This is a genomic window from Escherichia sp. MOD1-EC7011 (genome assembly GCF_002965005.1).
In the GTDB taxonomy this organism is placed as follows: domain Bacteria; phylum Pseudomonadota; class Gammaproteobacteria; order Enterobacterales; family Enterobacteriaceae; genus Escherichia; species Escherichia ruysiae.
In genome coordinates this window covers 45370-58457 of the sequence record NZ_PTRD01000024.1, presented here as the reverse complement: position 1 = coordinate 58457, position 13088 = coordinate 45370, and the positions used below count along the sequence as shown (strand labels likewise).

General features: G+C 49.4%; 11 protein-coding genes and 1 other RNA gene. 11 read left to right on the top strand and 1 reads right to left on the bottom strand.

The window, feature by feature from the left end; genetic code table 11:
* The first annotated feature begins 105 nt into the window (after positions 1-105).
* The 4 genes from garL to rnpB all read left to right on the top strand — a co-directional run bounded on the left by garL (position 106) and on the right by rnpB (position 3447).
* The gene (gene garL, locus A7098_RS11700) at positions 106-876 is read left to right on the top strand and encodes a 2-dehydro-3-deoxyglucarate aldolase (protein WP_105280835.1); all 771 of its coding nucleotides are present in this window, start codon (positions 106-108) and stop codon (positions 874-876) included.
* 29 nt (positions 877-905) lie between these two features.
* Positions 906-1796 carry a 2-hydroxy-3-oxopropionate reductase gene (gene garR / locus A7098_RS11695; protein WP_105280914.1) on the top strand — a complete coding sequence of 297 codons (891 nt, stop codon included), beginning with the start codon at positions 906-908 and terminating at the stop codon, positions 1794-1796.
* Between the two features lie 96 nt (positions 1797-1892).
* Positions 1893-3038, top strand: a complete 1146-nt coding sequence (gene garK, locus A7098_RS11690; RefSeq protein WP_085461223.1) for a glycerate 2-kinase — start codon at positions 1893-1895, stop codon at positions 3036-3038.
* Between the two features lie 32 nt (positions 3039-3070).
* Positions 3071-3447, top strand: an RNA gene (rnpB, locus tag A7098_RS11685) — RNase P RNA component class A.
* Between the two features lie 222 nt (positions 3448-3669).
* On the opposite strand, the gene tdcR is transcribed toward rnpB, so the two are convergent.
* On the bottom strand, positions 3670-3888 hold the full coding sequence (gene tdcR / locus A7098_RS11680) for a transcriptional activator TdcR (protein ID WP_038808901.1): 219 nt from the start codon (positions 3886-3888) through the stop codon (positions 3670-3672).
* A gap of 313 nt (positions 3889-4201) precedes the next feature.
* Here tdcR and tdcA point away from each other — a divergent pair, with 313 nt between their 5' ends.
* From tdcA to tdcG, 7 genes are all read left to right on the top strand, one after another.
* On the top strand, positions 4202-5140 hold the full coding sequence (gene tdcA / locus A7098_RS11675) for a transcriptional regulator TdcA (RefSeq protein ID WP_000104199.1): 939 nt from the start codon (positions 4202-4204) through the stop codon (positions 5138-5140).
* Between the two features lie 99 nt (positions 5141-5239).
* Entirely contained in the window at positions 5240-6229 is a 990-nt protein-coding gene (tdcB, locus tag A7098_RS11670) for a bifunctional threonine ammonia-lyase/L-serine ammonia-lyase TdcB (protein WP_032226359.1), read from the top strand.
* Between the two features lie 21 nt (positions 6230-6250).
* Positions 6251-7582, top strand: a complete 1332-nt coding sequence (tdcC, locus tag A7098_RS11665; protein ID WP_000107715.1) for a threonine/serine transporter TdcC — start codon at positions 6251-6253, stop codon at positions 7580-7582.
* A gap of 25 nt (positions 7583-7607) precedes the next feature.
* Positions 7608-8816: a propionate kinase gene (tdcD, locus tag A7098_RS11660; protein ID WP_010346322.1), complete on the top strand. Its 1209-nt coding sequence runs from the start codon at positions 7608-7610 to the stop codon at positions 8814-8816.
* A gap of 33 nt (positions 8817-8849) precedes the next feature.
* Positions 8850-11144, top strand: a complete 2295-nt coding sequence (tdcE, locus tag A7098_RS11655) for a 2-ketobutyrate formate-lyase/pyruvate formate-lyase (RefSeq protein ID WP_105280834.1) — start codon at positions 8850-8852, stop codon at positions 11142-11144.
* A 13-nt stretch (positions 11145-11157) separates the two neighbouring features.
* Positions 11158-11547: an enamine/imine deaminase gene (locus A7098_RS11650; protein WP_000719986.1), complete on the top strand. Its 390-nt coding sequence runs from the start codon at positions 11158-11160 to the stop codon at positions 11545-11547.
* A 68-nt stretch (positions 11548-11615) separates the two neighbouring features.
* Complete coding sequence (tdcG, locus tag A7098_RS11645; RefSeq protein ID WP_000622149.1) at positions 11616-12980, top strand: L-serine ammonia-lyase; 1365 nt, start codon at positions 11616-11618, stop codon at positions 12978-12980.
* Positions 12981-13088: the final 108 nt, after the last annotated feature.

Here is a 13088-nt window from a genome sequence, read left to right as displayed (position 1 = left end):
TTTTTATTGTCATCGAAGAGATTGCCCTCTTTCAATACTGCACCAGGAAGCCTGATTGGCGACATTAAACGTATGGAATTGCAGAAATAAGCAAAGGTATAAGCGATGAATAACGATATTTTCCCAAATAAGTTCAAAGCCGCGTTGGCAGCGAAACAGGTACAGATTGGCTGCTGGTCAGCACTTTCTAACCCAATTAGCACAGAAGTTCTTGGTTTAGCTGGCTTTGACTGGCTGGTGCTGGATGGCGAACATGCGCCAAACGATATCTCCACGTTCATTCCTCAGTTGATGGCTCTGAAGGGGAGCGTCAGCGCGCCAGTGGTGCGTGTACCGACCAACGAACCGGTGATCATCAAGCGTCTGCTGGATATCGGTTTTTATAACTTCCTGATCCCCTTTGTGGAAACGAAAGAAGAAGCGGTGCAGGCGGTGGCATCTACCCGTTATCCACCAGAAGGTATTCGCGGCGTCTCCGTTTCTCACCGCGCCAATATGTTTGGCACCGTGGCGGATTACTTCGCTCAGTCGAATAAGAACATCACCATTCTGGTGCAAATTGAAAGCCAGCAAGGCGTTGATAACGTTGATGCTATCACCGCAACCGAAGGCGTGGACGGTATCTTCGTTGGCCCCAGCGATCTGGCAGCGGCATTAGGCCATCTCGGCAATGCGTCGCATCCAGATGTGCAAAAAGCGATTCAACATATTTTTAATCGCGCCAGAGCCAACGGCAAACCCTGCGGCATCCTCGCCCCTGTCGAAGCCGATGCGCGTCGTTATCTGAAATGGGGCGCTACGTTTGTGGCCGTCGGCAGCGATCTCGGCGTATTCCGTTCCGCCACGCAGAAACTGGCAGATACCTTTAAAAAATAACCACCACCGCAACAAGAGAGATGATTGATATGACTATGAAAGTTGGTTTTATTGGCCTGGGTATTATGGGTAAACCAATGAGTAAAAACCTCCTGAAAGCAGGTTACTCGCTGGTGGTTGCTGACCGTAACCCTGAAGCCATTGCTGAAGTGATTGCCGCAGGCGCAGAAACAGCGTCTACGGCTAAAACTATCGCTGAACAGTGCGACGTCATCATAACCATGCTGCCAAACTCCCCTCATGTGAAAGAGGTGGCGCTGGGTGAAAATGGCATCATTGAAGGCGCGAAGCCAGGTACGGTATTGATCGATATGAGTTCAATCGCTCCGCTGGCAAGCCGTGAAATCAGCGAAACACTGAAAGCGAAAGGTATTGATATGCTGGACGCCCCGGTGAGCGGCGGTGAACCGAAAGCCATCGACGGTACGCTGTCAGTGATGGTGGGCGGCGACAAGGCTATTTTCGACAAATACTATGATTTGATGAAAGCGATGGCGGGTTCCGTGGTGCATACCGGGGAAATCGGTGCAGGTAACGTCACCAAACTGGCAAACCAGGTCATTGTGGCGCTGAATATTGCCGCGATGTCAGAAGCGTTAACGCTGGCAACCAAGGCGGGCGTTAACCCGGATCTGGTTTATCAGGCAATTCGCGGTGGACTGGCGGGCAGTACCGTTCTTGACGCCAAAGCGCCTATGGTCATGGACAGAAACTTCAAGCCAGGCTTCCGTATTGATCTGCATATTAAGGATCTGGCAAATGCGCTGGATACCTCCCACGGCGTTGGTGCGCAATTGCCGCTAACTGCTGCGGTTATGGAGATGATGCAGGCACTACGTGCCGATGGTTTGGGAACGGCGGATCATAGCGCCCTGGCGTGCTACTACGAAAAACTGGCGAAAGTCGAAGTTACTCGTTAATGACGTCGCGCCCGGATGGCGTATTGCAATCCGGGCCTGGAATCCAGGCCGAATAAGAGAAACGCCCTCCGGCGTCATGTGGTAACAGGCACAGGTATGAAAATCGTAATCGCCCCAGACTCTTATAAAGAAAGTTTATCTGCCAGCGAGGTTGCGCAGGCGATAGAAAAAGGATTTCGGGAAATTTTTCCTGATGCACAGTACGTTTCTGTTCCGGTTGCTGATGGCGGCGAAGGAACGGTGGAAGCGATGATTGCAGCTACCCAGGGTTCCGAACGTCACGCCTGGGTTACAGGGCCACTGGGCGAGAAGGTGAATGCCAGTTGGGGGATCTCTGGCGATGGTAAAACCGCGTTTATTGAAATGGCGGCGGCCAGTGGGCTGGCGTTAGTACCGTCGGAAAAGCGTGATCCGTTGGTGACGACTTCTCGCGGCACGGGAGAGTTAATTTTGCAGGCGCTGGAGAGTGGCGCGACCAGTATTATTATTGGCATCGGCGGCAGTGCCACCAACGACGGCGGTGCGGGGATGATGCAGGCGCTGGGGGCGAAGTTAAGCGATGTCAACGGTAATGAAATCGGTTTTGGCGGCGGCAGTCTTAATACCCTGAATGATATTGATATCTCCGGCCTCGATCCGCGTTTAAAAGATTGCGCTATTCGCGTCGCCTGCGATGTCACTAATCCACTGGTGGGCGATAACGGTGCTTCGCGTATTTTTGGCCCGCAAAAAGGGGCTAATGAAGCCACGATTATTGAGCTGGACAAGAATCTCTCTCACTATGCTGATGTCATCAAAAAATTGCTGCATGTTGATGTGAAAAACGTTCCTGGTGCAGGGGCGGCAGGCGGCATGGGGGCGGCGCTAATGGCGTTTCTTGGCGCAGAGCTAAAGAGCGGCATTGAGATTGTGACGACGGCGCTCAATCTGGAAGAACATATTCATGATTGCTCGTTGGTGATCACCGGAGAAGGCCGCATTGATAGCCAGAGCGTTCACGGTAAAGTGCCGATTGGCGTAGCGAACGTCGCGAAGAAATACAATAAACCGGTAATTGGTATTGCGGGTAGTCTGACGAAGGATGTCGGCGTTGTGCATCAGCATGGCATCGATGCTGTATTCAGCGTGTTGAACAGTATTGTTACGCTGGATGAAGCTTTCAGAGGGGCTTATGACAATATTTACCGTGCTTCACGCAATATCGCCGCGACGCTGGCGATTGGAATGCGTAACGCGGGGTGACAAGGGCGCGCAAACCCTCTATACTTCGCGCCGAAGCTGACCAGACAGTCGCCGCTTCGTCGTCGTCCTCTTCGGGGGAGACGGGCGGAGGGGAGGAAAGTCCGGGCTCCATAGGGCAGGGTGCCAGGTAACGCCTGGGGGGGAAACCCACGACCAGTGCAACAGAGAGCAAACCGCCGATGGCTCACGCAAGTGGGATCAGGTAAGGGTGAAAGGGTGCGGTAAGAGCGCACCGCGCGGCTGGTAACAGTCCGTGGCACGGTAAACTCCACCCGGAGCAAGGCCAAATAGGGGTTCATAAGGTACGGCCCGTACTGAACCCGGGTAGGCTGCTTGAGCCAGTGAGCGATTGCTGGCCTAGATGAATGACTGTCCACGACAGAACCCGGCTTATCGGTCAGTTTCACCTCTTCAACAGAAACCCGCCAGTGCAAAACTGGCGGGTTTTTGCTTTTGGAGCGGGCGGTAAGATGAATGACTGTCCACGACGCTATACCCAAAAGGAAGCCCAATATAAACACTCTTTTTAGTCACCCCGTGCTCTCTTCTGATAACTTACTTCGAATGGCAATTATTAGTTTTGTGATCCTCAACACAAAATACTGTTCCGCAACCGGAATGCGAGAATAAATCATGGAAAACGATTGCATTCACAAAATGACGTTCTGCAAAAGAGACAATGAATGACGTTAATCAATTGTTCGAGATGATCAATATCTGTATTCGAGATTTTAAAATATTGATAAAATAAATGTTCTATCTCCAACAAATAGCGCAAAAAAATGTGATGTACCGCATTATTTATCTGTGGAAATGATTTATTTATAATAAAATTTGATAACTTGCTAATTAAATTTAACTTAAAAGTCGTCTGCGAAATACACGATAATTGCTTGAAATATCGTCTAAGAGCATTTTTTAATAACAAAAATTAAGTGTGTCGTTATCGCCATAAAATATGGTTACCCCCCCTTGTTTTTTTGATAAAAGTCAGCCTTTGTGTTGATTTTATTTATCTAACTCATTGATATTAAATGATTATATGCCTTTAAGGATATACCTGGAAAACTAATGAAAGTTAATTTGTGAGTGGTCGCACATATCCTATTCATTGCATTTTGATACACTTCATACCGTCAATGAGGTAATTAACGCGGGTTGTTATGAGCACTATTCTTCTTCCTAAAACGCAACACCTGGTAGTCTTTCAGGAAGTCATCAGAAGTGGCTCTATTGGCTCGGCTGCAAAAGAATTAGGGTTAACTCAACCAGCGGTCAGTAAAATCATTAACGATATCGAAGATTATTTTGGCGTGGAATTAGTGGTGCGGAAAAATACCGGTGTAACGCTGACGCCAGCGGGTCAATTGTTGCTCTCACGCTCCGAATCCATTACCCGCGAAATGAAAAATATGGTTAATGAGATTAGCGGTATGTCCTCTGATGCAGTCGTGGAGGTTTCATTTGGTTTTCCATCGCTGATCGGCTTTACCTTTATGTCTGGGATGATCAACAAATTCAAAGAGGTGTTCCCGAAAGCGCAGGTCTCAATGTATGAAGCGCAATTGTCCTCGTTCTTACCGGCTATCCGCGACGGGCGTCTGGATTTTGCGATAGGTACGTTAAGTGCAGAAATGAAGCTTCAGGATTTGCATGTCGAGCCGCTGTTCGAGTCAGAGTTCGTACTGGTTGCCAGTAAGTCCCGAACATCCACCGGCACCACCACGCTGGAGTCTTTGAAGAACGAACAGTGGGTGTTGCCGCAAACGAATATGGGATACTACAGCGAACTACTCACTACGTTACAAAGAAATGGCATCAGTATTGAAAACATCGTTAAAACCGACTCAGTCGTGACAATTTATAATCTTGTTCTCAATGCTGATTTCTTAACCGTGATTCCCTGCGATATGACTTCACCTTTTGGTTCTAATCAATTTATTACCATTCCGGTTGAGGAAACATTACCGGTAGCGCAATATGCCGCAGTATGGTCGAAAAATTATCGTATTAAAAAAGCAGCATCGGTTTTGGTGGAATTAGCCAAAGAATATTCATCTTATAATGGGTGTAGACGAAAGCAATTAATAGAATCTTGTTAGTTATTTGTTTTTTTATTTAAACATAAATAATCCACCTGCCTTTTTGCAGGTGCTGGTTACGGTTACCTACATATTTAATTCAGGCTAAGAGGTTTTATAATGCATATTACATACGATCTGCCGGTTGCTATTGATGACATTATTGAAGCAAAACAACGTCTGGCTGGGCGAATTTATAAAACAGGCATGCCTCGATCTAACTATTTTAGCGAACGTTGCAAAGGTGAAATATTCCTTAAGTTTGAAAACATGCAGCGTACCGGGTCATTTAAAATTCGTGGCGCATTTAATAAATTAAGCTCCTTAACTGATGCTGAGAGACGTAAAGGTGTCGTGGCCTGTTCAGCAGGGAACCACGCGCAAGGGGTTTCGCTCTCCTGTGCGATGTTGGGGATTGATGGTAAAGTTGTAATGCCGAAAGGCGCGCCAAAATCCAAAGTTGCGGCAACGTGTGACTACTCTGCTGAAGTGGTACTGCACGGCGATAACTTCAACGACACCATCGCCAAAGTGAGCGAAATTGTCGAAACGGAAGGTCGCATCTTTATTCCACCTTATGATGATCCGAAAGTGATTGCCGGTCAGGGAACCATTGGGCTGGAAATTATGGAAGATCTTTATGATGTCGATAACGTCATTGTGCCAATTGGCGGTGGCGGTTTAATTGCCGGTATTGCGGTGGCAATTAAATCTATTAACCCGACCATTCGTGTTATTGGTGTGCAGTCAGAAAACGTTCACGGCATGGCGGCTTCTTTCCACTCCGGAGAAATAACCACGCACCGAACTACCGGCACCCTGGCGGATGGTTGTGATGTCGCCCGCCCGGGTAATTTAACTTACGAAATCGTTCGTGAATTAGTCGATGACATCGTGCTGGTTAGTGAAGACGAAATCAGAAACAGTATGATTGCCTTAATTCAGCGTAATAAAGTCGTTACCGAAGGTGCAGGCGCTTTGGCATGTGCTGCATTATTAAGCGGTAAATTAGACCAATATATTCAAAACAGAAAAACCGTCAGTATTATTTCTGGCGGTAATATCGATCTTTCTCGCGTCTCTCAAATCACCGGTTTCGTTGACGCTTAATTAATTCGTTGAGGATAGGATATGAGTACTTCAGATAGCATTGTATCCAGCCAGACAAAACAATCGTCCTGGCGTAAATCAGATACCACATGGACGTTAGGCTTGTTTGGTACGGCAATCGGCGCCGGGGTGCTGTTCTTCCCTATCCGCGCAGGTTTTGGCGGACTGATCCCGATTCTTCTGATGTTGGTATTGGCATACCCGATTGCGTTTTATTGCCACCGGGCGCTGGCGCGTCTGTGTCTCTCTGGCTCTAACCCTTCCGGCAACATTACGGAAACGGTAGAAGAGCACTTTGGTAAAACCGGCGGTGTGGTCATCACTTTCCTGTATTTCTTCGCGATTTGCCCACTGTTGTGGATTTATGGCGTTACCATCACCAACACCTTTATGACCTTCTGGGAAAACCAGCTCGGCTTTGCGCCGCTGAACCGTGGCTTCGTGGCGCTGTTCCTGCTGCTGCTGATGGCGTTCGTCATTTGGTTTGGTAAGGATCTGATGGTTAAAGTGATGAGCTACCTGGTATGGCCTTTTATCGCCAGCCTGGTGCTGATTTCTCTGTCGCTGATCCCTTACTGGAACTCTGCGGTTATCGATCAAGTTGACCTTGGTGCGCTGTCGTTAACAGGTCATGACGGTATCCTGATCACCGTCTGGCTGGGGATATCCATCATGGTTTTCTCCTTTAACTTCTCACCAATCGTCTCTTCTTTCGTCGTTTCTAAGCGTGAAGAGTATGAGAAAGACTTTGGTCGCGACTTCACTGAGCAGAAATGTTCACAAATCATCTCTCGCGCCAGTATGCTGATGGTTGCAGTGGTCATGTTCTTTGCCTTCAGCTGCCTGTTTACGCTGTCTCCGGCGAACATGGCGGAAGCAAAAGCGCAGAATATTCCGGTGCTTTCTTACCTGGCTAACCACTTTGCATCCATGACCGGCACCAAAACGACGTTCGCTATTATTCTGGAATATGCGGCGTCCATCATCGCGCTGGTTGCTATCTTCAAATCTTTCTTCGGTCACTATCTGGGGACGCTGGAAGGTCTGAACGGTCTGATTCTGAAGTTCGGTTATAAAGGCGACAAAACCAAAGTGTCGCTGGGTAAACTGAATACTCTCAGCATGATCTTCATCATGGGCTCCACCTGGGTTGTTGCCTACGCCAACCCGAACATCCTCGACCTGATTGAAGCCATGGGTGCACCGATTATCGCATCCCTGCTGTGCCTGTTGCCGATGTATGCCATCCGTAAAGCGCCGTCTCTGGCGAAATACCGTGGTCGTCTGGATAACGTGTTTGTTACCGTGATTGGTCTGCTGACCATCCTGAACATCGTATACAAACTGTTTTAATCCGTAACTCAGGATGAGAAAAGAGATGAATGAATTTCCGGTTGTTTTGGTTATTAACTGTGGTTCGTCTTCGATTAAGTTTTCCGTGCTCGATACCTGTGACTGTGAAGTATTAATGTCAGGTATTGCCGATGGTATTAACTCGGAAAATGCATTCTTATCCGTAAATGGGGGAGAGCCAGCACCGCTGGCTCACCACAGCTACGAAGGTGCATTGAAGGCAATCGCATTTGAACTGGAAAAACGGAATTTAAATGACAGTGTGGCCTTAATTGGCCACCGCATCGCCCACGGCGGCAGTATTTTTACCGAGTCCGCTATTATTACCGATGAGGTCATTGATAATATCCGCCGCGTTTCTCCACTGGCTCCGCTGCATAATTACGCCAATTTAAGTGGCATTGAATCGGCGCAGCAATTATTTCCTGGCGTAACTCAGGTGGCGGTATTTGATACCAGTTTCCACCAGACGATGGCTCCAGAGGCTTATTTATACGGCCTGCCGTGGAAATATTATGAAGAGTTAGGTGTGCGCCGTTATGGTTTCCACGGAACCTCGCACCGCTATGTTTCCCAGCGCGCCCATTCGCTGCTGGACCTTGTGGAAGATGACTCCGGGCTGGTTGTGGCGCATCTTGGCAATGGCGCGTCAATCTGCGCGGTTCGTAACGGTCAGAGCGTAGATACTTCAATGGGAATGACGCCGCTGGAAGGCTTGATGATGGGGACGCGCAGTGGTGATGTCGACTTCGGCGCGATGTCCTGGGTTGCCAGTCAAACCAATCAGAGCCTGGGCGATCTGGAACGCATAGTGAATAAAGAGTCGGGATTATTAGGTATTTCCGGTCTTTCTTCCGACCTGCGCGTACTGGAAAAAGCCTGGCATGAAGGACACGAGCGCGCACAACTGGCAATTAAAACTTTTGTTCATCGAATTGCCCGTCATATTGCCGGACACGCTGCCTCATTACATCGTCTGGATGGCATTATATTTACCGGCGGAATAGGCGAAAACTCAAGTTTAATTCGTCGTCTGGTCATGGAACATTTAGCCGTATTAGGCGTTGAGATTGATGTGGAAATGAATAATCAATCTAATTCCTACGGTGAACGTATTATTTCCAGTGAAAATGCGCGCGTAATTTGCGCCGTTATTCCGACTAATGAAGAAAAAATGATTGCCTTAGATGCAATTCATTTAGGCAAAGTTAACGCTCCCGCAGAATTTGCATAATTTAGTTGAAGTCTTGTAGAGAGATTATTTTTCATGAAGGTAGATATTGATACCAGCGATAAGCTGTACGCCGACGCATGGCTTGGCTTTAAAGGTACGGACTGGAAAAACGAAATTAATGTCCGCGATTTTATTCAACACAACTATACGCCTTATGAAGGTGATGAATCTTTCCTTGCTGAAGCAACGCCAGCGACCACGGCATTGTGGGAAAAAGTAATGGAAGGCATTCGTATCGAAAATGCGACCCACGCGCCGGTTGATTTCGATACTAATATTGCCACTACCATTACCGCCCATGATGCTGGTTATATTAATCAGCCGCTGGAAAAAATTGTTGGTCTGCAAACCGATGCGCCGTTAAAGCGCGCGCTGCATCCGTTTGGCGGCATTAATATGATTAAAAGTTCATTCCACGCATATGGCCGTGAAATGGACAGCGAATTTGAGTACATCTTTACCGATCTGCGTAAAACCCATAATCAGGGCGTATTTGATGTTTACTCACCGGATATGCTGCGCTGCCGTAAATCTGGCGTACTGACCGGTTTGCCGGACGGTTATGGTCGTGGTCGTATCATCGGAGACTATCGCCGCGTGGCGCTGTACGGCATCAGTTATCTGGTACGTGAACGCGAACTGCAATTTGCCGATCTCCAGTCTCGTCTGGAAAAAGGAGAGGATCTTGAAGCCACCATCCGTCTGCGTGAAGAGCTGGCAGAACATCGTCATGCGCTGTTGCAGATTCAGGAAATGGCGGCGAAATACGGCTTCGACATCTCCCGTCCGGCGCAGAATGCGCAGGAAGCGGTGCAGTGGCTCTACTTCGCTTACCTGGCGGCGGTGAAATCGCAAAACGGCGGCGCAATGTCTCTGGGTCGTACCGCATCGTTCCTCGATATCTACATCGAGCGCGACTTTAAAGCCGGCGTGCTTAATGAGCAGCAGGCGCAGGAACTGATCGACCACTTCATCATGAAGATCCGCATGGTGCGCTTCCTGCGTACACCGGAATTTGATTCGTTGTTCTCCGGCGATCCCATCTGGGCGACGGAAGTGATCGGCGGGATGGGGCTGGATGGCCGCACTCTGGTGACTAAAAACTCCTTCCGCTATCTGCATACCCTACACACCATGGGACCAGCGCCGGAACCAAACCTGACTATTCTGTGGTCGGAAGCATTGCCGATTGCCTTCAAAAAATATGCGGCGCAAGTATCTATCGTCACCTCTTCTTTGCAGTATGAAAACGACGATCTGATGCGTACTGACTTCAACAGCGACGATTACGCGATTGCCTGCTGCGTCAGCCCAATGGTGATTGGTAAGCAGATGCAGTTCTTCGGTGCACGCGCTAACCTGGCGAAAACACTGCTGTACGCAATCAACGGCGGGATGGACGAGAAGCTGAAGATTCAGGTCGGCCCGAAAACGGCACCATTGATGGACGACGTGCTGGATTACAACAAAGTCATGGACAGCCTCGACCATTTCATGGACTGGCTGGCGGTGCAGTACATCAGCGCGCTGAACATCATCCACTACATGCACGACAAGTACAGCTATGAAGCCTCGCTGATGGCGCTGCACGATCGTGATGTCTATCGCACCATGGCTTGCGGCATCGCGGGTCTGTCGGTGGCGACGGATTCACTTTCCGCTATTAAATATGCCCGTGTGAAACCCATCCGTGACGAAAACGGTCTGGCGGTGGACTTTGAAATCGACGGCGAATATCCACAGTACGGCAACAACGACGAGCGTGTAGACAGTATTGCTTGTGACCTGGTTGAACGCTTTATGAAGAAAATTAAAGCACTGCCAACCTATCGTAACGCCGTGCCGACCCAGTCGATCCTGACTATCACTTCTAACGTGGTGTACGGACAGAAAACCGGTAACACACCGGACGGTCGCCGCGCGGGTACGCCGTTTGCGCCGGGCGCTAACCCGATGCACGGTCGTGACCGCAAAGGCGCGGTAGCCTCGCTGACTTCCGTGGCGAAACTGCCGTTCACTTACGCCAAAGACGGTATTTCGTACACCTTCTCGATCGTCCCGGCGGCGCTGGGTAAAGAAGATCCGGTACGCAAAACCAACCTTGTTGGTCTGCTGGATGGATATTTCCATCACGAAGCGGACATCGAAGGCGGTCAACATCTCAACGTTAACGTTATGAATCGGGAAATGTTGTTGGATGCCATTGAGCACCCGGAAAAATACCCGAACCTGACAATCCGTGTCTCTGGCTACGCTGTGCGCTTTAACGCGCTGACTCGCGAACAGCAACAGGATGTGATTTCACGTACCTTTACCCAGGCGCTCTGACGCCGGAGGATGTATGAAAAAGATTATCGAAACGCAACGTGCCCCTGGCGCAATCGGCCCTTATGTTCAGGGCGTTGATTTAGGCAGCATGGTCTTCACTTCCGGACAAATTCCGGTTTGCCCGCAGACTGGCGAGATCCCGGCTGATGTGAAAGATCAGGCGCGTTTAAGCCTTGAAAACGTCAAAGCGATCGTGGTTGCTGCTGGCCTCACCGTGGGCGATATCATCAAGATGACGGTATTCATCACCGATCTGAACGACTTTGCCACCATCAATGAAGTCTATAAGCAGTTCTTCGATGAGCATCAGGCGACTTACCCGACCCGTAGCTGCGTGCAGGTCGCGCGTTTGCCGAAAGATGTGAAGCTGGAAATTGAAGCTATCGCAGTACGTAGCGTGTAAAGCCCGGAGCGGGGCGATTGCAGAGTCGTCCCGCCCTCTTCACAGAATGGCAATCCGAGAGTGTGGTTATGATTAGTGCATTCGATATTTTCAAAATTGGTATTGGCCCCTCCAGTTCGCATACCGTGGGGCCAATGAATGCTGGAAAAAGTTTTATCGACCGACTGGTGAGTAGTGGCTTATTAACTGCAACAAGTCATATTGTGGTCGATCTTTACGGGTCGTTGTCACTGACGGGCAAAGGCCATGCCACGGATATCGCCATCATTATGGGACTGGCAGGAAACAGCCCGCAGGATGTTGTTATTGATGAGATCCCTGCATTTATTGAACTTGTGACGCGCAGTGGGCGACTGCCGGTGGCTTCTGGTGCGCATATTGTTGATTTTCCTGTAGCAAAGAACATTATCTTCCATCCCGAAATGTTGTCTCGTCATGAGAACGGGATGCGGATTACTGCCTGGAACGGGCAGGAAGAGCTATTAAGCAAAACCTATTACTCTGTCGGCGGCGGGTTTATCGTTGAAGAAGAACACTTCGGCCTGTCGCACGATGTCGAAACACCCGTACCTTATGACTTCCACTCGGCAGGCGAACTGCTGAAAATGTGTGATTACAACGGCCTGTCTATTTCTGGCCTGATGATGCATAACGAGCTGGCGCTGCGCAGCAAAGCGGAAATTGATGCAGGGTTTGCTCGTATCTGGCAGGTGATGCACGACGGTATTGAACGCGGCATGAATACCGAAGGCGTATTGCCTGGCCCGCTCAATGTCCCACGCCGGGCGGTGGCGCTGCGCCGTTTGCTGGTCTCTAGTGACAATATCTCTAACGATCCAATGAACGTCATCGACTGGATCAATATGTTTGCTCTGGCGGTCAGCGAAGAAAACGCCGCTGGCGGACGTGTAGTGACAGCACCAACTAACGGCGCTTGCGGTATTATTCCGGCAGTGCTGGCCTATTACGATAAATTCCGCCGTCCGCTCAATGAGCGATCCATCGCCCGTTTTCTACTGGCGGCTGGCGCTATTGGCGCGCTGTATAAAATGAATGCCTCCATCTCTGGTGCGGAAGTGGGGTGTCAGGGCGAAATTGGCGTGGCCTGTTCTATGGCGGCGGCAGGGTTAACCGAACTGCTGGGCGGCAGCCCGGCGCAGGTATGCAATGCGGCGGAAATCGCTATGGAGCATAACCTTGGGCTGACCTGCGATCCGGTTGCCGGACAAGTGCAAATTCCGTGTATTGAACGTAACGCTATCAACGCTGTGAAAGCGGTAAACGCCGCGCGGATGGCAATGCGGCGTACCTCTGCACCGCGTGTTTCGCTCGATAAAGTGATCGAGACGATGTATGAAACCGGCAAAGATATGAACGATAAATACCGCGAAACTTCACGCGGAGGACTGGCGATAAAAGTGGTCTGCGGCTGATATTTCATCCGCATTTATCTTTGGGTGCACAAAATGTGCACCCTTTTTTATTGTGATCTGCCGCAAATAGAGAATAATTGTTTCTTTTCTATTTATTTGATAGAAAAT

Excerpts from the sequence above, each read along its gene's own strand:
- garL (WP_105280835.1), top strand. The coding sequence starts at position 106 with ATGAATAACGATATTTTCCCAAATAAGTTCAAAGCCGCGTTGGCAGCG.
- tdcB (WP_032226359.1), top strand. The coding sequence starts at position 5,240 with ATGCATATTACATACGATCTGCCGGTTGCTATTGATGACATTATTGAA.
- tdcE (WP_105280834.1), top strand. The coding sequence starts at position 8,850 with ATGAAGGTAGATATTGATACCAGCGATAAGCTGTACGCCGACGCATGG.
- tdcG (WP_000622149.1), top strand. The coding sequence starts at position 11,616 with ATGATTAGTGCATTCGATATTTTCAAAATTGGTATTGGCCCCTCCAGT.
- tdcA (WP_000104199.1), top strand. The coding sequence starts at position 4,202 with ATGAGCACTATTCTTCTTCCTAAAACGCAACACCTGGTAGTCTTTCAG.
- garK (WP_085461223.1), top strand. The coding sequence starts at position 1,893 with ATGAAAATCGTAATCGCCCCAGACTCTTATAAAGAAAGTTTATCTGCC.
- garR (WP_105280914.1), top strand. The coding sequence starts at position 906 with ATGACTATGAAAGTTGGTTTTATTGGCCTGGGTATTATGGGTAAACCA.
- A7098_RS11650 (WP_000719986.1), top strand. The coding sequence starts at position 11,158 with ATGAAAAAGATTATCGAAACGCAACGTGCCCCTGGCGCAATCGGCCCT.
- tdcD (WP_010346322.1), top strand. The coding sequence starts at position 7,608 with ATGAATGAATTTCCGGTTGTTTTGGTTATTAACTGTGGTTCGTCTTCG.
- tdcC (WP_000107715.1), top strand. The coding sequence starts at position 6,251 with ATGAGTACTTCAGATAGCATTGTATCCAGCCAGACAAAACAATCGTCC.